At 72.7% G+C, this 19,211-nt stretch carries 17 protein-coding genes; 5 read left to right on the top strand and 12 right to left on the bottom strand.

Annotation, left to right across the window (positions count from 1 at the left end; translation table 11 throughout):
- On the top strand, positions 1-693 hold a 693-nt coding region (locus tag IEZ10_RS39020; protein ID WP_229811377.1), incomplete at its 5' end, for an RNA-guided endonuclease InsQ/TnpB family protein.
- Between the two features lie 34 nt (positions 694-727).
- Here IEZ10_RS39020 and IEZ10_RS17840 read toward each other — a convergent pair.
- From IEZ10_RS17840 to IEZ10_RS17830, 3 genes are all read right to left on the bottom strand, one after another.
- Positions 728-1,150, bottom strand: coding sequence for a YbaB/EbfC family nucleoid-associated protein (locus IEZ10_RS17840; RefSeq protein ID WP_189247636.1), 423 nt, complete (start codon positions 1,148-1,150; stop codon positions 728-730).
- Positions 1,147-2,025 (bottom strand): proline-rich domain-containing protein, encoded by an 879-nt coding sequence (locus tag IEZ10_RS17835; RefSeq protein ID WP_189247749.1) that lies wholly within the window; start codon positions 2,023-2,025, stop codon positions 1,147-1,149. Before IEZ10_RS17835 ends, IEZ10_RS17840 begins: the two co-directional genes overlap by 4 nt.
- A 298-nt stretch (positions 2,026-2,323) precedes the next feature.
- Positions 2,324-2,650, bottom strand: a complete 327-nt coding sequence (locus IEZ10_RS17830; RefSeq protein ID WP_189247635.1) for a hypothetical protein — start codon at positions 2,648-2,650, stop codon at positions 2,324-2,326.
- 204 nt (positions 2,651-2,854) lie between these two features.
- Here IEZ10_RS17830 and eccB point away from each other — a divergent pair, with 204 nt between their 5' ends.
- Positions 2,855-4,303 carry a type VII secretion protein EccB gene (gene eccB / locus IEZ10_RS17825; RefSeq protein WP_189247634.1) on the top strand — a complete coding sequence of 483 codons (1,449 nt, stop codon included), beginning with the start codon at positions 2,855-2,857 and terminating at the stop codon, positions 4,301-4,303.
- Between the two features lie 50 nt (positions 4,304-4,353).
- Here the strand turns inward: eccB and IEZ10_RS17820 are convergent, their stop codons facing one another.
- The 6 genes from IEZ10_RS17820 to IEZ10_RS17795 form a co-directional block, all read right to left on the bottom strand.
- Positions 4,354-5,070: a hypothetical protein gene (locus tag IEZ10_RS17820; RefSeq protein ID WP_189247633.1), complete on the bottom strand. Its 717-nt coding sequence runs from the start codon at positions 5,068-5,070 to the stop codon at positions 4,354-4,356.
- Between the two features lie 33 nt (positions 5,071-5,103).
- Entirely contained in the window at positions 5,104-6,351 is a 1,248-nt protein-coding gene (locus IEZ10_RS17815) for a hypothetical protein (protein WP_189247632.1), read from the bottom strand.
- Between the two features lie 201 nt (positions 6,352-6,552).
- Positions 6,553-8,112, bottom strand: coding sequence for a WXG100 family type VII secretion target (locus IEZ10_RS17810; protein ID WP_189247631.1), 1,560 nt, complete (start codon positions 8,110-8,112; stop codon positions 6,553-6,555).
- A 38-nt stretch (positions 8,113-8,150) separates the two neighbouring features.
- Positions 8,151-8,567, bottom strand: a complete 417-nt coding sequence (locus IEZ10_RS17805) for a hypothetical protein (protein WP_189247630.1) — start codon at positions 8,565-8,567, stop codon at positions 8,151-8,153.
- 103 nt (positions 8,568-8,670) lie between these two features.
- Complete coding sequence (locus tag IEZ10_RS17800; protein ID WP_189247629.1) at positions 8,671-9,006, bottom strand: WXG100 family type VII secretion target; 336 nt, start codon at positions 9,004-9,006, stop codon at positions 8,671-8,673.
- Positions 9,007-9,016: 10 nt separating this feature from the next.
- A complete protein-coding gene (locus IEZ10_RS17795; protein WP_189247628.1) occupies positions 9,017-9,370 on the bottom strand; it encodes a WXG100 family type VII secretion target in 354 nt (117 codons plus the stop codon).
- Between the two features lie 355 nt (positions 9,371-9,725).
- On the opposite strand from IEZ10_RS17795, the gene IEZ10_RS17790 reads away from it, so the two are divergent.
- Positions 9,726-11,489: a hypothetical protein gene (locus IEZ10_RS17790; RefSeq protein ID WP_189247627.1), complete on the top strand. Its 1,764-nt coding sequence runs from the start codon at positions 9,726-9,728 to the stop codon at positions 11,487-11,489.
- Between the two features lie 6 nt (positions 11,490-11,495).
- Positions 11,496-12,251, top strand: coding sequence for a hypothetical protein (locus IEZ10_RS17785; protein ID WP_189247626.1), 756 nt, complete (start codon positions 11,496-11,498; stop codon positions 12,249-12,251).
- A gap of 173 nt (positions 12,252-12,424) precedes the next feature.
- Here IEZ10_RS17785 and IEZ10_RS17780 read toward each other — a convergent pair whose 3' ends face one another.
- Complete coding sequence (locus IEZ10_RS17780) at positions 12,425-12,871, bottom strand: YbaB/EbfC family nucleoid-associated protein (RefSeq protein WP_189247625.1); 447 nt, start codon at positions 12,869-12,871, stop codon at positions 12,425-12,427.
- A 131-nt stretch (positions 12,872-13,002) separates the two neighbouring features.
- Positions 13,003-14,448, bottom strand: coding sequence for a type VII secretion integral membrane protein EccD (gene eccD / locus IEZ10_RS17775; protein ID WP_189247624.1), 1,446 nt, complete (start codon positions 14,446-14,448; stop codon positions 13,003-13,005).
- Between the two features lie 155 nt (positions 14,449-14,603).
- Here eccD and eccCa point away from each other — a divergent pair, with 155 nt between their 5' ends.
- Entirely contained in the window at positions 14,604-18,608 is a 4,005-nt protein-coding gene (gene eccCa / locus IEZ10_RS17770) for a type VII secretion protein EccCa (protein ID WP_189247623.1), read from the top strand.
- Positions 18,609-18,707: 99 nt separating this feature from the next.
- Here eccCa and IEZ10_RS17765 read toward each other — a convergent pair whose 3' ends face one another.
- Positions 18,708-19,211, bottom strand: a complete 504-nt coding sequence (locus IEZ10_RS17765) for a hypothetical protein (RefSeq protein ID WP_189247622.1) — start codon at positions 19,209-19,211, stop codon at positions 18,708-18,710.

The following is a 19,211-nucleotide window of genomic DNA, read 5'->3' as shown; positions in this document are numbered from 1 at the left end:
GTCGGGCACTGGTACGCCTCCTTCGTCGTGCCCGCGCGTGTCGAGGCGTTGCCTGCCACCGGGCGGGCGATCGGCGTCGACTGGGGCGTCAGGGAGATCGCCACCACCACCAGCGACGCCCACGACCTGCCGCACCCCCAGCACGGGCGGAACGCGGCGGCGAAACCGGCGCGGTATCAGAAGACGATGGCGCGGCGAAAGCCGGAGCGCGGGCAGGCCGCCTCGAAGGGTTATCGCCAGGCCGCCCGCCAGGCCGCGAAGCTGCATCGCAAGGTCGCCCGGCAGCGGCAGGACGCCGCCCGCAAGTGGGCCAGGAAGGTCGTGCGCGACCACGACGTCCTGGCGGTGGAGGACTTCACGCCGAAGTTCCTGGCACGCTCCACGATGGCGCGCAAGGCCGCCGACGGCGCGATCGGCGCCACCAAGAACGCCCTGATCGAGATGGCCCGCAAACACGGCCGGGCCGTTCATCTGGTCAACCCCGCGCACACCACCATGGACTGCGCGGGCTGCGGAGCGAGAACCAAGCACGCCCTGCCGCTGTCGGAACGCACCTACACCTGCACCGCGTGCGGAGCCGTCTCCCCGAGGGACAAGAACTCCGCCCGCGTGATGCTCCTCCGGGCTGGTCTGGACCCGGCCGGCGTCGAGGGCGTAAGACCTGACGGGCCGCCGGCCCGTCAGGCGGCCTGAGCCGGGAATCCCCTCCCTTCAGGGAGGGGGGCAGTCAACACTTCTCCGTCAGGTCGCGCAGGGTGCGGGCCAGGTCCGCGCCGATCTCCTCGAACTCCCGGCGGGCCCGCTCCATGTCCAGGGTGACCGGCGCGCCGCCCGTCGCCGCCCTGAGCAGCTCGTCGTTGCGGCGCGCCGCCTCCTCCTGCGCCGCCCGGACCGCCTCGGTCGCCGCCTCGGCCAGCGCCGCGGTGTCCATCCGCGCCGCACGCGGGTCGAAGGCGATCCGCCGGATCCGGCCGGCGCCGTCCACCTCCGCGCGGACCATGCCGTCGGCGGCGGTCCCCTCGCCCGTCACGGCCGCGAGCTCCCGCTGGGCCTCCGCCAGCCCGGCCATCACCCGCTCGCTGTGCCGTACGACCTCGTCGAGGTCCTCCATGCTCTCCACGCGCGGGTTCTCGGGGTCGAATCTCGTCATCTGGCCGGCTCCGGAATCTCTTGTCTGGGGGAAAGCCACTGGAAACCCGCGCTCGGCGGGAGGCCGGGCACGTTCCCGGCCGGCGGGGACTGGGGCGCGCCCCCGGGTACGGCCCCACCCGGCGGCGCGGGAAGACCGGGCACGCCCCCGGCCGACGGCGGCGGGGGCTGGGGCACGTTCCCGGAGGACGACGGCGGCTCCCGGAAGGACGGGAGGTCGCCGATCCTGATCTCGGCCTGGGTGAAGTCGATCCGCGCCGCGCCGGTGGGTTCGAGGTTGTACATCTGGAAGATCGCCTTGCCGCCGAAGTAGACCGCGAAGCCGCCGGCCACCATCTCGATGAGCTTCCACAGCGCGCCGGTGGAGACGCTGATGATCTGGGTGGCCAGGGTGCCGAGCATCCGGAGGTTGAGCGCCGCGGACCCGGCCCAGGGCGTCAGGAGCATGGCGGCGGCGATCGTCGCGAGCAGCAGGAACGTCGCGGCCAGCCGGGCGATCGCCACCCAGTAGGCGCGGTAGGCGTCGCCGACCTCGTCGACGATGCCCGCGATCGTCTTGACGTAGCCGCGCATGCTCTCCAGGCCCTCCTGGAAGCGCCGTACGGCGTCCTCGTACGCGTCGCGGTCCTCCGCGATCCAACCCCCGGCGCCCGCGGTGAGCAGGGCGGCCGAGTAGCTCTTGACGGCGGTGTCCAGCCGCGAGTGCAGGGACTCCCAGTTGTTGTAGACGTCGGCCATCCCGGGCACGTTCGCCGCCGCGGTCGCCGCGATCGCCACGCCCGCGTACAGGGTCGGCGCCAGCCGCGCCCCCTTCTGCAGGTTGCTGAGGATCTTCGAGGCGTCGGTCAGCACGCCCTTGGCGCTCCTGGCCGCCACGCCGGGGGACGGCCGGTGGGGCGACGGGGCCCGGTGCCGCCCGCCCCCGGAGGACCACCGGTGAGCGCCTCCGCCGGACGTCCGGGACGGTTGGGAGCCCTGGGGTGCCCAGGACGTCTGAGCCGTCTGTGGCGGTGCCCAGGTCGTCGGCGAGGGCTGTGGCGGCGCCCAGGCCGGCTGCGGCTGCGGCGGTGTCCAGGGCGTCGGCGGCGGCGTGGCCGGCTGCCAGCCCGGCGGCAGCGGCGGGACGCCCGCGGCGCGCGCCGGCGGTGTGAAGTCGTTCATCTCGCGGGCCCCGTCACCGGTAGACGACGACGCTGCGCGACTCGGCGGTCCGCCAGTTCCGCTCGGCCCTCTCCAGCAGTTCCAGCCACGTGTCCAGCACCTCCAGGGCCTCGTCGAACTTGTGGACGACGTCCCGCTGGATCTCCCGGTAGCGGATCCCGATGATCAGCTCCCCGGCGGCGCCCCATCCGAGGGGCCGCAGGAGATCCGGGCCGGTCTCCCCCAGGTCGGTGCTGCGCACCATGTCCCGCAGTTCCCTGATCTCGGGGATCACGTCGTCGCCGATCTCGGTGCGGACGCTTCGGATCGCCGCCGACGTGACGTGTATCTCCTGCGCCATGACCCCTCCGTGATCAACACCGTTCCGGGACATCTCTACCATCCGCTCAGCGCCCCTCCGGGGGTTCCGGCGGCCTGTTCAGGAGGCTTTCGACGCCCCGAAACCCCGCGGTCAGGGGCCGTTCACCGACCCCACCGGTGAGCCGTCCCCTTGATCGCGCTTCTATGCTGTCGGCTACCGCTCACACCGCGACGCGGAGGTGGAATGCAGACCCGTCGGGATCTCTACCAGGCGTACAAGCTGATGACCCAGCGCCTGAGCATGGCGCTGCTCCAGGGCGAGCCGGACCTGCCGGAGTCGCCCACGCGCCGGCACAACGTGGCCATGTTCGGCTCCGCGCTGGTCGCTGTGGTCGTGGCGGCGATCTTCGGCATCCTGGGGCTGCTCCGCCCCGGCAGCGCGACCGCGCTCACCGCTCCCGGGACGGTGCTCATCGAGGAGGAGTCGGGCGCGGTCTTCGTCTACAGCGCCCCCAAGGAGAGGCTGATCCCGGTCGACAACGTGACCTCCGCCCGGCTGCTGCTCGGCGACCAGCAGGTGAAGGTCCGCGCGGTCAGCGCGGCCTCGCTCGCGAAGTTCCGGCGCGACGCGATGGTGGGCATCCCCGGCGCCCCGAAGTCGCTGCCCGCCCCCGACCGCCTGGTCCGCACCCCCTGGACGGCGTGCGTGGTCGACGGCGTGGACACCGGCAACGAGCGCAGGCCGTACACCACGCTGCTCGGCGGCATCGACGTCGGCGGCGCCCCGATCGAGCAGGGCTCGGCCGTGGTCGTGGAGGAGGGGGGCCAGACCTGGATGCTCTGGTCGAACCGGCGGATGCGGGTCCCGGCCGAGGCGGTGCGGACGATGACCGCCGGGCGGCCCCGGCAGGTCCCGGCGGCCTGGCTCAACGCGCTGCCCGAGGGACCCGCCTTCCGCGGCCCGGACATCCCCGGCCTCGGCCGCGCCGTGGCCGGGCCCGACGGCGACCGCTACCGGGCCGGCACGGTGTTCACGGTGTCGCCGGTGGCCGGCATGCCCGCCCGCTGGTACGTCCTGCTCCCCGACGGCCTGGCGCCCCTCACCCCGGCGCAGGCCGCCCTGCTGCTGCAGAGCCCGGTCATCAAGCAGAAGGCGTACCGCGGCGCGTCCGCCCAGCCGGTCGAGCTGGACGCCGCGACGGTGAACGCGACGAAGGCGTCCGCCACCGACCTCGGCGCCCCTGACCTGCCGTCGGCCATGCCGAAGGTCATCACGGTGTCCGGCGCGACCCCGCTCTGCGCCGTCTACTCCGCCACCGAACGGGGATCGGCCCGGGCGGTGCTGACGGTGGGCGCCGCCAATCCCATCCCGCCGCCGCCGAAGGGCTGGTTCAACCAGGAGATGGCCGACCAGGTGCTGCTCACCCCGGGCTCGGCCGCCCTGGTGGGCGTCCTGCCCGGGGAGGGGCGGCTCGACGCCGTCGGGCCGCTCTACCTCATCGGCGACCAGGGGCGCCGGCACGCGATCCCGTCCGCCGAGCTGCTGCCCGCCCTCGGCTACGGCGAGCAGAACGTCGCGCCGCTGCCGGCCCACCTGCTGCACCTCATCCCCGAGGGACCGGCGCTCGACCCGGAGGCGGCCAGGAACCCGATCCAGACCGCCCCGGCGGCGGTGACCCCGCCTCAGCGGTGAGCGTGGCGCCCGTCCGGGTCTCCGGGCGGGCGTCCCGCCGGGAAGGCCCCCTACGCCGACTTCGGGGTGATGCCCGCCCCCTGCTGGTACCGCAGGCCCGCCTGGGTGAAGTCCGGCGCCCGGCCGGGGAGGGTCTTCATGCCGAAGAACAGCGCCCGGTGACTGCTCTGCAGGGAGTTGACCGCGGAGAAGATGGTGGCGGCGGCGGCCGCGAGCACCATCTTCCGCTTGACGACGGCGTTGACCACGGTGTTGATCTTGTTGACGACCTGGAGGATCGCGAACTGCACGGGCACCCTCAAGGTCGGGGGAAGGAGCCTGGCGCCCTGGAAGGCCGCTCCGAGCCCCAGCATCGTCGCGCCGACCCAGCAGGAGAACCCGGCCGCGGCGTGGTAGGCGTCCCCGGTCTGTCCGGCGCACTCGCCCGCGGCCTGGCGGTACCTCTTGTTGTCGCTCAGCGCCGTGAGGAAGGCGTCCGCGGCGGTGTTGAAGGTCTCCGCCGCCTCGCCCTCCCAGTGCTTGTTCTCCTTGACCTGCTTCTTCAGGTTGTTGATGCCGTCCGCGATCCGGTCGAGGTTCTCCGGGGAGTCCTCCTTGCCCTGGTCGCACCAGCCCTCGGCCGCCTTCTTCATGCTGGCGGGGTTCGAGACCAGTAGGCCGAGCGCGACGGGGATCGCCAATGCCTGCTTGCTCCTGAGCAGCCCGGCGGCGACGACCGTCGCCGCCACGGACGCCGTGAACAACCGGACGTCGTTCTCATACGCCACGAGGCGCTCCTTCCGCCCTGCCGTCTCTCACCGTCACACCTCGTGGCTGATGACCGAGGGGGCGATGTCCACGTCGTCCTCCCAGTCCTGCTCGCTTCCGCGCAGCAGCGCCGAGGGCTCCCTCTCCCCCTCCTGGCCGCCGCCGGGGGCGCCGCCGCCCATGGGAGGGATCATCGGCATGCCGCCCATGCCCGGCGTGCCGGCCGCGCCGGACGTGATGGGACGTACCGCCTGTGACGGGGAGCTCGCGCCGAAGCCGCCGCCGCTCTGGCTCCCGCGGTTCTGGCTCCCCTGGTTGCCCTGGTTGCCCTGGTTGCCCTGGTTGCCCTGGTTCTCCTGTGGGCTGCCGGGGGGCTGGCTCTGCCCCGCCGGGTCGCCCGGCCAGTTCGGCGGCACCGCGTTCTGGAGTTGCTGGGCCTGCCGGGCCTGCTGGGCGAGCAGGTCGTCGGGGTTGTAGCCCGCCAGGTGCGTGGTGTTCGGGTCGTAGCGGGAGGGATCGGGGAGCGCGCCGTTGAGGTCCGGCGTGTTCGGGACGGGCACGTCCGGGGTGGCCGTATTCGGGACGGGCACGTTCGGGGTGGGCACGTTCGGCACGGGCACGTTCGGGGCGGCCGTGTTCGGGTCGGGGATGTTCGGGCGGGGGATGTCGGCGCCGGACATGTTCGGCCGGGGGGTGTCGGCCCCCGGCAGGCCGATCCTGGACGGGTCCGTTCCGGGCAGCCCTCCGTTCGGGCCGGAGCCGAGGCCCGGCAGGCCGCCGTTCGGGTTCGGCGCGGACGGCAGGCCGCCGCCCGGCACACCGCCGCCCGGCCCGGGACCGGCGGGACCGCCCCCCGCGGACGGGCCGTTCAGCAGGGAGTCGATGTCGGGTCCGCCGGAGGGCGACCCCGGGCCGGAGACGGGAGTCGTCCTGTCGTCCCGGCCGGAGTCCTTGGGCTTGCCGTGGTCGTCGGAGTCCTTGACCTTGCTGTGGTCGTCGGCGTCCTTGTAGAACTTGTCCGCGTCGGCCAGGGAGTGCTGCCACGACTCCAGCGCCGCCGCGGCGGCGTCGAGCGCCGAGGCGCCCTCGTCGCACGCCCGCGAGTGGGCGCTGTTGATGCCCATGCCCAGCACGCCGCAGTCGGGCCAGTCGAAGGCGAAGCCCTTGGTCCTGGTGGAGAGGTCCCTGAGGTGCGGGACGTACTGTCCCATGGAGCCGCCCAGCCCCTTCACCTCGCCCTCGGTGAAGCCCACCTCCTGGGAGGCGCCGCCGTGCGCGGGCTTCCCCCCGTTGTCGGACATGACCACCGCCCTCTTCCGTACGGCTTTCCGGATGGTCTCCCCGAAACCTCCGGGTAAGCGATCACCCTACCCGTATCGGATCTTCGGTGCCCGCCGTACGGCGCGCCGCCCGCGGGGTCGCCGGACGGACGCCGGAGGTGTCCGCGGCCGCCGCCGGAGCGTCGGTCCCCGGCGGGCCGGCCCCCGGTGGACGGCGGTCCCTCAGCAGAGCAGCGAGGGTCCCCCGCCTTCGGCGGAGCCCCAGACGTCGTCGACCTCCGAGACGGGGATGCCGGGGCTCCGCTCCTCCTGCTGCCCCTCCGCGGCCCCGCCTCCCATGAGGGGCGGGATCATCCCGGGGCCGCCCGTCGTGCCCCGCGACAGCACGGCGGAGGTCACGCCGTTCGCGTTCGCCGAGCCCCAGCCGGAGCCGCTCCCGAAGCCGTACCCGCTCCCCGGGCCGTTCCCGGTGCCGGGACCGCCGAGGATCGGCGGGACGCTGGTCGTGACGTTGGGGAAGGCGGTCACGTTCGGGTTCGGGGTCACGGCGGTGTTGCCGATCACCGGATTGGGATGCCCGAGCGAGTTGTACGGCGAGACGGTGGTCGTGGGCGTCTGCGGGTTGAAGCTCGACGTCTCGGTGGCGCGGGGGTCGTACCGGGATCCCTCGTCTCCGCCGATCACGGGCGGCACGGTGCCGTCGCCGTTCCGGCCGGTGCCGTTCGCCCCGGAACCGTTCGCGCCGGGACCGTTCGCCCCGGGGTCGTTCGCCCCTGGCAGGCCCGTCCCCGTGTCGCCGGGCGCGTGGGAGCCCGGCCCGTTCGCGCCGGTGTCACCGGAGCCGGAGCCGGAGCCGGAGTCTGAGCCGTGCGAGCCCGAACCGCCGGAACCCGAACCGGAGCCGCCGCCGGAGCCGTTCGCCCCACCGCCGCCCGATCCCGAGCCGCCCGATCCTGAGCCGTGCGAGCCCGAACCGCCGGAACCGGAGCCGTGGGAACCGGAACCCGAGCCGGAGAAGTCCGAGCCGCCGGACCCGCTCGGCCACGAGGAGCCGCTCGGGTTGTACGCGCCTCCCGAACCGTTCCCGGAGAAGATCGAGCCGCTGTTCGGCGAGCCGTCCGGGTAGCGGGTGTCCCGGTAGTCGCCGGGGCCGCCCGGCAGCGCCACGACCGGCAGCTCGTACGACACGTGCGGGGGGACGTACGAGGTGTAGAGCTCGACGATCTTCTCGTTGAGCTCCTTCAGCACCTCGCGCGCCGCCTGGTCGGCGCCCTCCTTCGTCTGGAGCAGGCCGGGCCGGAGCGGCGGCTGGTAGAGGGGCGTGCCCTGGGGGGTCAGGGCGGTCGTGCCGGTCGGCGGGGTGAAGAGGTTCGGCGTGGGCGAGCCTGGCGGGGTCGCCGGCGGGTCCGGGATCTTCTCGATCTTCTCGATGGCCTGGGGGAGGTACTCGCCGCCGTAGAGCCGCAGGGTGGTGGACATCTGGTTCATCTTCGAGACCAGCTCGGAGCCCGTGGCGTGCAGCATCTGCAGCGCCTTCTGCACCTCCTTCGCCGCGTCGCCGCCCCACACCCGCGACAGCTCGGCCGCGTTGCGCTGCAGTGCGCCGAGGACGATGTCGATGGTCCCGGCGGCGTTGCCGTAGGCGAACCCCGCGTCGTTGACGGCGGCCGGAGAGGTGTCGCGCAGCAGCCTCTCGATCTCGCTCTTGCCGGCGGCGGGCGCGCCCGCCTCCGGAACCGCGCTATATGACCGGATCAGCAGAACCTTGGCTTCGCTTCCCACAGCACCTCCCCCTGCCCGCTTCTGCCCTGCGCCGCGCCTCAGCCGCCGTTGGCCTGGCGGGCCCCGTCGTACTCGTCGGCGTTCGCTCTGATCGCCTTGACGGCCTCGTCCAGTCTCTGGGCGAAGAGGCCGTACACCTTCCACAGCGCCTGGGCGCCCTCGTCACCGCTGGACTGGCCGACCGTGTGGGCGAACGCCTGCGCCGCACTCCAGGAGCCGATCTCCTTGGCGGTCAGTCCGGCGCTCTCACCGACGCTCTCCACCGTCCCGGTGGTGTAGCCCTCGGAGTAGGCCGGGCCCTTGAGCATCCCGGCGTACTCCTCCAGCTCGGTGGCGATCGCCCGCATCTTGGAGGCGCTGAACTCGGCGCCGGGGGAGCCGTCCAGACCGGGCCAGTTGGGGTCGACCCAGAGCGCGCGGTCACCGGCGCCGTCGATGGCGTCCTTACTGGTCATGATCACCCCTTGTGGAGAGGCCGGGTCGCGGGCCGCGGGCCCGCGACCTGAGACGGACTGTCCCGGTCACCGCCGCCGCGGTGACCGAGAAGTACCGGTCGTGTCAGGAGGACCAGATGGCCCTGTTCCGCGCCTCGGCCGCGCGGTAGTTCTCGGTCGCGATGCCGAGAGCCTTGGCGGCCTCGTTGAGCTGCTGCCCCATCTCCCGCTCCTCCGCGTCCCACTTCTGCCGGTGCTCCTCGAAGAAGCCTCGCGCGCCGCCCTCCCAGGCCTTGTCGCCCAAGATGTTGTGAACCTTTGTGAGCAGGTCGTCGGTAGCCTTGTCCATATCGGTGACGACCTTGAGGAGCTCTTGCTCGACCCGCTCCATCTCCACGAAGTTGACCTTCGTGTAGTCGGACTGGAAGCCACCCTGGGTGTAGTCGGACGACTGCGGCATTGCGCTCCCCTTACCTGTTGATCGAACCGTCGACGCTGCCCGTGTTGATCAGCGCGTCGACCCGGTTCATCCCGGATTGAACGTCATCGTCGGCCGCGGCGTACGTGATGGTGTTCTGGCCGACCTTCTCGGCGATCGTCTCGAGGTCCTGACGGACCCGCAACATCGCCTGATCCCACTTGGTCATCGCCTGCTGGAACCTGGCCGACGCCGAGCCGAGCCAGCCCGAGGCCGTGAGCTCGAGGGTCGTGGTGTTGACGCCTTTGCGCATGCCTTCGACGTACTGCGCGGTGTTGACGACTTCGTTCCGAACTTTCTGGAGCTTGTCTTTGTCCCACCCTGAGGTGTTGAGATCAGCTGCCACCGGTCACCTCCGTGACATGGGGTTATCTCTTCGTCACGGCGCCACGTCCTTGCGCCCGCTCAGTGGCTCATGGGTCACACAGAGCGACAAAAGGAACTACCCCCGCGAACATCATCGAACGGCATGTTAGCGATCTAGACCCACATGAATAACACGCATATATATTACGGACTTATAACGTTTCAACGCCTTCGAAGCAAACGCCCAGGTCAGTGAAGTGTGGCCTTCCTAATGACCGCCTGACGGCAATGGCCATCGAGTGCGTGATAGTTGATACTTCATCCATTTCTGTACCGGCCAAACGTGGTTGAGCTACTGTTGGCGATCACTGCGTGACGTGACGGGGAGGGTGGAGTTGGCCGAGAGCCTCAACATCGAACGCCTGCTCAACTGGGGCGAGACTCAGGCCCCGCCCACCACCGGCCCGGTGGAGATCATCCGCCCCGCCGAAGACGGCGCGGAGGCGGCGTCCAGGGCACAGGCGTCCGCGGCGTCCGACTTCTCCGGCCTCACCGGCTACGAGGGCCCGATCGACCTGGCCACGTCGCCCGCGTCGTCCGCCCTCGGCGCCGACGCCTCCGCCGCGGTCCCGGGAACGGGCGGCGCCGCGCCCGGGGGGTCCCCCGACGACGGCCCCAAGCAGGAGATCATCACCGACCCGTACGGCGAGGCCGGCCCAGCCGGAGGAACGGCGAACGACGGCGGGGCGGCCGCGGACGGCCCGCGCGGCTCCGGCGACGGCTCTCCCTTCGACGACTCCCGGAACCCGGGCGACGGCTCGCGCGGCTCCGGCGACGACCCGGCCACCGACGCCTCCCGGGACCCTGACGGCGGGTCCGGCGCCGACGGGTCCGGCGACCCGGACGACGACGCGGGGGTCCCCGAGGGAGAGGCGCACGACCCGGGGGAGACCGGGGACGCCGATTCCGACGAGCCCGGGTACGTCGAGCCGAGCGGACCGGACGACGACGCCGCCGGGACCGGCGACGCGACCGGGCCGGACGACGAGATCTACCCCGACGACCCGAACGGCGACGTGACCGAGGACCCGAACCCGCCGGGCGCCGACGGCCCGGCGGACTCCGGTGACGGAGGCGGCCCCGGTGACCCTGGTGACCAGGGGAACCCCGGAGACTCCGGGAACCCGGGCGACCAGGGGAACCCCGGCGGCTCCGACGGCTCCGGAACGGGTGACGCGAACGGCCCCGGGACCGGTGACACCGGCGGTTCGGGCACCGGTGACGCGGGCGGTCCGGGAACCGGCGACCCGACCGTTCCCATCGAGCCCGGCGGCTCCGGCGGCTCCGGTAACCCGACCGATCCCTCGAACCCGTCCGATCCGAACGCCCCGGCCGACCCCTCGAATCCGTCCGACCCGAACACCCCCGGAGGCGGCACCGACCCCACGTCGCCGGGCCAGCCGGAGACCCCGGGCGCGGAGATGCCGGGCACCGAGCTGCCCGGCACGGGCACCCCGGGCACCGGGGCCCCCGGCTCGGAGACCCCCGGCGCCGAGACGCCGGGCCTGGAGACCCCCGCGGTGCCGGGCGGGTCGTCCGGCGGCGGGGACACGGGCGGCGGCGGGCTGCCCGGCGGCCTCGGCGACACCGGAGGCGGTACCGGAGGCGGCTCCGGACCGGGTGGGCTCGGAGGCGGCGCCGGCGTCCCGGACCTGGCGGAGCAGCAGAAGAAGCAGGCCGAGGAACAGAAGAAGGCGGCCGAGGAGCAGCAGAAAGCCGCCGAGGAGCAGCAGAAGAAACAGGCCGCCCAGCAGCGTGAGCAGTACCTCACCACGAACGGGATGGGCGACCACTGGCGCAAGGCCGACACCACCGCGCTGACCAAGCTCAGCGGCAAGATCAAGGCCATCGGCGACGAGGGCGGGGAGGCCGCCACCGCCCACTCCAACGCCAACGGCATCAATCTGGGCGGCTTCCCCGGCCTGGGCGTGCTCGGCCTGATGGGGCTCAACTCCGCGCACGACGGGACCCGCGACAACATGGTCAGATACCTGGAGTCGGCCAGGGCGCATCTGAACACCACGATGAGCGGACAGCTGAAAGAGGGCGCGACGGTCATCAAGGCCGCCGAGGACGCCAACACACTCAAGGGGGTATGAGCGGGCATGGACGTCTACAGCTCGGGGACGGGCCTCTACACGACCTCGCTCGCCATGTGCGTGGCCAGCGCCGCGATCCCCGGCAGCCCGATGTTCTCCTACGCCTGCCGGATGGCCGCGGCATCGATCGGCGTCCTGTACTCCAGCCCGAGCGACATCAAAGGGTGCGGAGACGGGTGGAAGGGCCTGAACCCCCACATCGAAAACACGAAGACCGCCATCAATGACGCGGCGAAGTCGGTGACCGACGAGGAGTGGAAGAAGATGGGCCGCGAGGAGTTCGACGCGGCCTACAAGCAGTTCTGCGACGAGCTGGACAAGTGCAAGGGCATGAACGACGCCGTCGGGAGCTGCATGGACGGGGCCGCGAAGATGTCGTTCGCCGGCGCGCTCGTCTCGACGACCGGGTCCGGCATCCTGTTCGGGTTCGCCATGGCGGCGCTGGCCGGCAAGGTCGTCCCCGGCATCGGCCAGGCCGCCTCCCTGGCCATCCAGAGCGCCGGGATAACGTACGCCAACATCTTCCAGACGGGCCTGAAGAGCATGGCGACGAAGAACCTCAAGGTCCTGGCAGCCGCCGCCATGATCGCCGGGATGGCCGGCCAGTTCTTCTCCCAGTCCACCCAGCAGAAGCTGTCCACGGCGACGACCCCGACCAACGGCGACATGCCAGCCTTCGAGCAGGTGATGATCGAGGGCCTGCCCGTGTCCACCAAAGGGCTGCCGGGTGCGTCGGGAATGCCGGGGTTGCCGGGGAGCTGACCCACGCCCGTGTCCGCGCCCCGTCGCCCCGTGGCGGTGCCGGACCGGTCGCGCCCCGGAGCGGTCCGTGCCGGAACGCGGTCCGGGACGGCCGTCCCGGACCGGTCCGGGACGGTCCCCGGCCGGCCGCAGGACCGCGCGGTCCCCGGACCGGCTGAAGGTCCGGGTGACGGCTACAGGTCCAGGCGGCGGCGGATGCGGTCGAGCTCGCCCATGACGTCCTCGAACGTCCGGTTGTAGGCCGCCTCGGCGCTCTTGAGCTGCTGCAGCGCCGCGTCCGGGTCCTGGACGAACCGCATCGGGTTGTCCTCCTCGCCGAACGCCTCGGCCATGGCGGCGTTGACCTGGTCCTGGAGGTCCTGCGTGGCGGCGTGCAGGACATCCTTGATCCGCTCGGCCAGCTCGCCGGAGCTGAGCCGCATCGCCTTGGGGTGGAGCTGAAGCTCCCGCAGTCCCTCGGCGGCGTACTCCACGATGACCAGGCCGTCGTCGTCCTGGGCGTGCCCGACCAGCGTCGCCAGGGACTTCTGGAGCTCTTCCATCTTGGCGAACTGGCCGTCGGCCCCGTTCAGGAGCTTGTCAACATCAATGTTCGCGAAATCCCCGAACTCCGCCGTCATCGGTAGCTCCCTCTTACCCAGCACTCACTCATCCCGGACCGCCACAAAGGTCGGTTTCCGCGGAAAGCTAACCGCACCCGATCACACCTCCGCAATCCACTCGGTGACATTCCGTCGGACCCGATTCCGGTTCAGCCGGCCAGGCCGCGCACCCAGGAGTAGACGTCCAGCACGCCGAGGGCCAGGGGGAACAGCGTGATGATCAGCAGGATCTCCAGGATGTCCCCGGCCCGGCCCCAGAACGGGGACGGCTTGCCGTGGCGCAGCCACAGCCCCATCCCCGCGGCGACCGCCGCCGCGCACATCAGCCCCATCACCGCGATGATCGCCGCCACCCCGCCCGCGCCGGCCACCCGGGCGAGCGCGAAGAGGACGAGCCCGGCGAGGCCCGCCGCGACCAGCCAGAGCCGCTGGCCGAACCCGCGGAAGACGCGCGAGCGCAGCAGCAGGGTCAGCGCCAGCGTCACCGTCGCCGCCATGGCGACCCAGTCGTCCTCCAGCGCCAGGTAGAGCTCCGTCCCCAGGGCGACCATCCCGAGCCCGGCGACCATCCCGGTGGCGTAGGCCTGCGCCCGGAGCGTGCGCTCCCGGACCGACGGCCCGTCGACCCGCTGGTTGTCGCCGCGCAGCTCCTCGGCGTTGGTGGGCATCGAGGGCATCGGCATCCCGGCGGCCCGGAACGACACCGTCGGGATCAGGGAGCTGAACGCCAGCAGGACCGTGAGCGTGACCGCGGCGACCCCGGCCGGGGAGGCGCCCGACACCATCACGACGCCGGAGCTCACCGCTCCGGCCATCGCGGCGATCGCCGTGCCGAGGAACCCCTGCACGCCGTCGGCGATGGCGATCACGGCGATCGTCGCCACGAGGCCGACGGTGGCGAACGCGGCGAGCAGGTGCGCCGCCCCCAGCCCGGTCAGCCCGCCGTTCCCGGCGGGCGCCAGCAGCCCGGCGATGAAGCCGTACGGCAGGGCCGCGTGGCCGACCAGCGCGCCCGCGAAGGAGTCGCCCACCACCCGTGACACCAGGGCCCCGGCCACGACCAGCAGCAGGGCGATCACCCCGGCGACCACGGCGGAGGCCGTCCACGGCGGCCCGGCGAACACCAGCGTCACCGCCCCGGCGGCCAGCACGGCCATGGCCGAGCCCACGCCGACCAGGCGGGTGTGCGAGGAGGTCCAGTTGCCGGCGCTCTCCTTGACGCCGGTGGCGACCACGTCGGCCACGTCGTCGAACATGGCGGGGGGCGCGGCGGCCTCGCGCGGCCGCAGGTAGAGCACCTCGCCGTCGAGCACGCCCAGCGCCCCCAGGCTCTGGGCGATGTCGAGGGGCGGCCCGCCGGGGCGCTGCAGCACCCACCCGGGGGCCGTCGCCGCCTCTCCCCCGATCTCGCCCATCGCGCGCAGCAGGCCGGGCAGCACGTGCGGGAGCGGGATGTCGGCGGGCAGCGCCAGGTCGGCCTTCTTGCGGGGTCCGACGATCGTGACGTGGCACAGGGCGGGCAGCGGCGCGGCGAACTGGGCGAGCGCGCCCTGCGGCGCCGGGACCGGGACGGGCGGCTGGGCCAGCGACCTCACGGTTGTCCTCCTTTTCCCATATCCATCACGGACATCAGGGATATGCCGGATACCGTAGCGGTGAGAAGAGGGATCATGTGCGAGAGCCGTACCCGAACGGCGCCGGACGGACGGCGTCGCGGACGGCGAGGAACGACCAGGAAGGCATCCGCAGGGTGAGCATCGTCGTCGTACGGCGTCCCGAGCGCCGGCCCCCGCCCAAGCCCCCACGCGGCGAGATCCTGCTCGAATCCCCGCCGGAGATCCCCGAGGTGCAGTCGCAGGGCATGACGGCCGTGCTGACCTACCTGCCGATGGTGGCGGGCGCGGCCGCGATGGGCCTGATGTTCACCGCGGGCGGCAACGCCAACCCGATCATGTACGTGGCCAGCGGCCTGTTCGGCGTCTCCATGCTCGGCATGACGCTGGGCCAGCTCGGCCGCCAGTCCGGGGAGCGCCGGCAGCGGCTGAACGGCCTGCGCCGCGACTACTTCCGCTACCTGTCGCAGATCCGCAAGCGGGCGCGGCGGGCGGCGGTCCAGCAGCGCGAGGCGCTGGAGTGGAGCGGCCCCGCCCCCGACTCGCTGTGGTGGGTCGCGATGAGCCAGCGGCTGTGGGAGCGCCGCCCCCGCGACGACGACTTCGGCACCGTACGGCTCGGCACCGGCGTGCAGAAACTCGCCGTCCAGCTCGTCCCGCCGGACTCCCGGCCGGTCGAGGACCTGGACGCGCTGACCTCCGGCGCGCTGCGCAGGTTCGTCCGGGCGCACTCGACGGTCGCCGGGCTGCCCGTCGCGGTGGCCCTGCACTCCTTCGCCCGGATCAACCTCACCGGCGACCCGGTGGCCGTGCGGGAGCTGGTGCGGGCGATGATCGCGCAGATCACCGTGTTCCACTCCCCCGACGACATGCGGATCATGGTGTGCGCGAGCAAGGAGTGGATGGCCCAGTGGGACTGGGTCAAGTGGCTGCCGCACGCCCTGCACCCCGAGGAGACCGACGCCGCCGGCCCGGTGCGGCTCATGGCCGAGAACCTCTCCGAGCTCGACCGGCTCGTCGGCGGGGAGCTGAAGGAGCGGGCGAGGTTCCGGCCCGGCGCCTCCACCGACGCCCTGCCGTACCATGTGCTGATCCTGGACGGCGGGCACGTGCCGCACGACTCCCAGCTCGGCACCGACGCCATCCAGGGCGTCACCGTGATCGACCTGTCGGGGTCGGCGGGGGCGATCGAGGAGAAGAGCACGCTGCGGCTGGAGGTCCAGCCGGACGGCTTCCACATGGTCAAGGTGGACCACGCGGGCAAGCGCAGCTCGACCCGGCTCGGCGACCCCGACCGGCTGGACTTCCTGCGGGCCGAGGGCCTGGCCCGGCAGCTCGCGCCGCTGCGCGCGTCCACCACCGCGGGAGGCGGCGAGGCCCAGGACGTCCTGTCGGTCAACACCTCGCTGACCGACCTGCTCGGCGTCGGCGACCCGACGCGCCTCGACGCGGGAGTGACCTGGCGTCCCAGGGCCGGACGCAACCGGCTGCGGGTGCCGATCGGCCTCGGCGTGGACGGCCGGCTGGTCGAGCTGGACATCAAGGAGTCCGCGCAGGGCGGGATGGGGCCGCACGGCCTGGTCATCGGCGCCACCGGCTCGGGCAAGAGCGAGCTGCTGCGCACCCTGGTCCTCGGCCTGGCGATCACCCACTCCTCGGAGATCCTGAACTTCGTCCTGGTCGACTTCAAGGGCGGCGCGACCTTCCTGGGCCTGGAGACGCTCTCCCACGTCTCGGCGGTCATCACCAACCTGGAGGACGAGCTCCCCCTCGTCGACCGCATGTACGACGCCCTGCACGGCGAGATGATCCGCCGCCAGGAGCTGCTGCGCGCAGCCGGCAACTACGCCTCCCTGCGCGACTACGAGCGCGCCCGCGAGCAGGGCGCCGACCTGCGCCCGATGCCCACGCTGTTCGTCGTGATCGACGAGTTCAGCGAGCTGCTGACGGCCAAACCGGAGTTCATCGAGCTGTTCGTGATGATCGGCCGGCTCGGCCGCTCGCTCGGCGTGCACCTGCTGCTGGCCTCCCAGCGCCTGGAGGAGGGCCGGCTGCGCGGCCTGGACACCCACCTGTCCTACCGGGTGGGCCTGCGGACCTTCTCCGCGATGGAGAGCCGGGTCGTGCTGGGCGTCGCCGACGCCTACGAGCTGCCGCCCGCGCCGGGCAACGGCTACCTGAAGTTCGACACCACCGGGATGACCCGGTTCAAGGCCGCCTACGTGTCGGGCGCCTACCAGGCCGACCCCCACCGCGCGGCCTCCGCGGACGGCGATGCGCCGGTGCGGGAGATCGTGGAGTACGGGCCGGAGTTCGCGCCGGTGCCGGTCGTGGCCGAACCCCCCAGGAAGGAGCTGACCCCGGCGGAGAGCACCCCCGCCAAGGGCAACTCCCTCAGCCTGCTGGACATCGTCGTCGACCGGCTGAAGGGCCAGGGACCGCCCGCCCACCGCATCTGGCTCCCGCCGCTGGCCGACGCGCCGACCCTCACCCACCTGCTGCCGCCGCTGTCGGTCACGCCCGAGCTGGGCCTGACCACCACCGGGTGGGCGGGCCGGGGACGGCTGCACGCGGTCATCGGCATCATCGACAAACCGTTCGAGCAGCGCAGCGACCCGTTCTGGCTGGACGTCTCCGGCGCGGCCGGGCACGTCGGCGTCGCCGGCGGCACCCAGAGCGGCAAGAGCACGATCCTGCGCACGTTCATCACCAGCATGGCGCTCACCCACACCCCCCGCGAGGTGCAGTTCTACTGCCTGGACTTCGGCGGCGGCTCGCTCGCCTCGCTGGAGGGCCTGCCCCACGTGGGCGGCGTCGCCGCCCGCCTGGACACCGACCGGGTCCGCCGTACGGTGGCCGAGGTCGCCACCCTGCTGGAGCAGCGGGAACGCGACTTCGCCGAGCAGGGCATCGACTCGATCACCACCTACCGGCGGCAGGTGGCCGACGGCGCGATCGAGGGCGACCGGTTCGGCGACGTCTTCCTGGTGGTGGACGGCTGGCTGACCGTCCGGCAGGACTTCGAGTCGCTGGAGCCGGTCATCACCGACCTGGCCGCGCGCGGCCTCGGGTACGGCATCCACATCGTGGCCGCCACCAACAAGTGGTCGGAGTTCCGGCCCGGCATCCGCGACCTGTTCGGCACCCGGGTGGAGCTGAAACTGGGCGACGCCTACGAGTCGGAGGTCAACCGCAAGGCGTCGCTGGCCGTGCCCGAGGGCACCCCGGGACGCGGCCTCACCCGGGAGGGCCTGCACTTCCTGGGGGCGCTGCCGCGGATCGACGGCGTTAGCAAGGCCGACGACCTCACGGTCGGCGTACGCGCCCTCGTCGACGCGGTCCGTGAGGCCTGGCAGGGGCCCCCGGCCCCCGGCGTGCGGCTCCTGCCGCCGGTGCTGCCGGCCGAGACCCTGCCCGGCGTCGAGGAGACCGGCCCCGGCCGGATCCCGATCGGCATCGACGAGGCGACCCTGTCGCCCGTCATGCTCGACTTCGACGCCGACCCGCACTTCATCGTGGTCGGCGACACCGAGAGCGGGAAGTCCAACCTGCTGCGCCTGATCACCGAGGGCCTGGTCGCCCGGCGCACGCCGCGCGAGGCCATGATGATCGTGATCGACTACCGGCGGACCCTGCTGGACTCGGCCGCCACCGAGCACCGCATCGGCTACGCCGCCTCCAGCGCGGCGGCGGCCGGCCTGATCGGCGACGCGCGCGCCGCCCTGCTCAAGCGGCTCCCCCCGGCCGACCTGACGCCCGAGCAGCTCCGCAGCAGGAGCTGGTGGCAGGGTTCGGACCTGTACATCGTCGTCGACGACTACGATCTCGTCGCGACCTCGTCCAACCCGCTGCAGCCGCTGGCGGAGCTGCTGCCCCAGGCCCGCGACATCGGGTTGCACCTGATCGTGTCCCGCGCGATGGGCGGCATGGGGCGGGCGATGTTCGACTCGAACATCCAGCGGCTCAAGGACATGGCCAGCCCCGCGGTCATCCTGTCGGGCAACAAGGACGAGGGCTTCCTGTTCGGCAACGTCCGGCCGCACCCGCTGCCGCCGGGCCGCGGCTACTACGTCGACCGCAGGTACGGCGCACGGCTGGTCCAGACGGCGTTCCTGCCACCGCAGGAGCCGGCGGAGGAGTGACACCCGGCCGCCCGACCGGCGCCGGGCCGCCTCCCCGGGCTTGGGAGGCGGCCCGGCGGGGACGGCGGTGGCCGGCGCCCGGGCCGGACCCGGCCGGCGTCACGCCGCCCGCCCCAGCCGGATGAGGCCCGCCCCGGCGAGGCTGGTCAGCAGGCTCAGCTCGTCGGCGGGGTCGAGCCAGATCACCGCCCCCGCGGGCGCCCTCGGCCGGAGCCGGGGGGCGTGCGGCTCGTAGTGGGAGGTGACCAGCACCAGCGGCACGGCGGCGTTCCAGGCGGGCGGGGCGGGCGGCTCGGCGCGGTCGGCGAGGATGACCTCCTGCTCCTCCGGGGTGCAGGCGTCGAGGTTCCCGTCCACGGCGAGCCGCGCCTGCAGCCGTACCTGGAAGTCCACGGCCAGGCGGAGCCGGGCGGCGGCGCGCTCCTCCTCACCGGCCGGCGCGGCGTAGCCGGGGATCAGTTCCGCCACCAGCTCCGCCGGGTCGTCGGCGTAGACCCGCCACCAGCCGTCGATCATCTCGTAGGCGTACGGGGTGCCGTCGTCTTTCAGCGGCTCGGACGGCGGGGCCTGGGCCGCCGAGGTGTTGCGGATCCGGATGCTCAC

The sequence above is a fragment of the Streptosporangium pseudovulgare genome (assembly GCF_014648055.1).
Lineage (GTDB): Bacteria > Actinomycetota > Actinomycetes > Streptosporangiales > Streptosporangiaceae > Streptosporangium > Streptosporangium pseudovulgare.
This window is presented reverse-complemented; position numbering and strand designations above follow the sequence as displayed.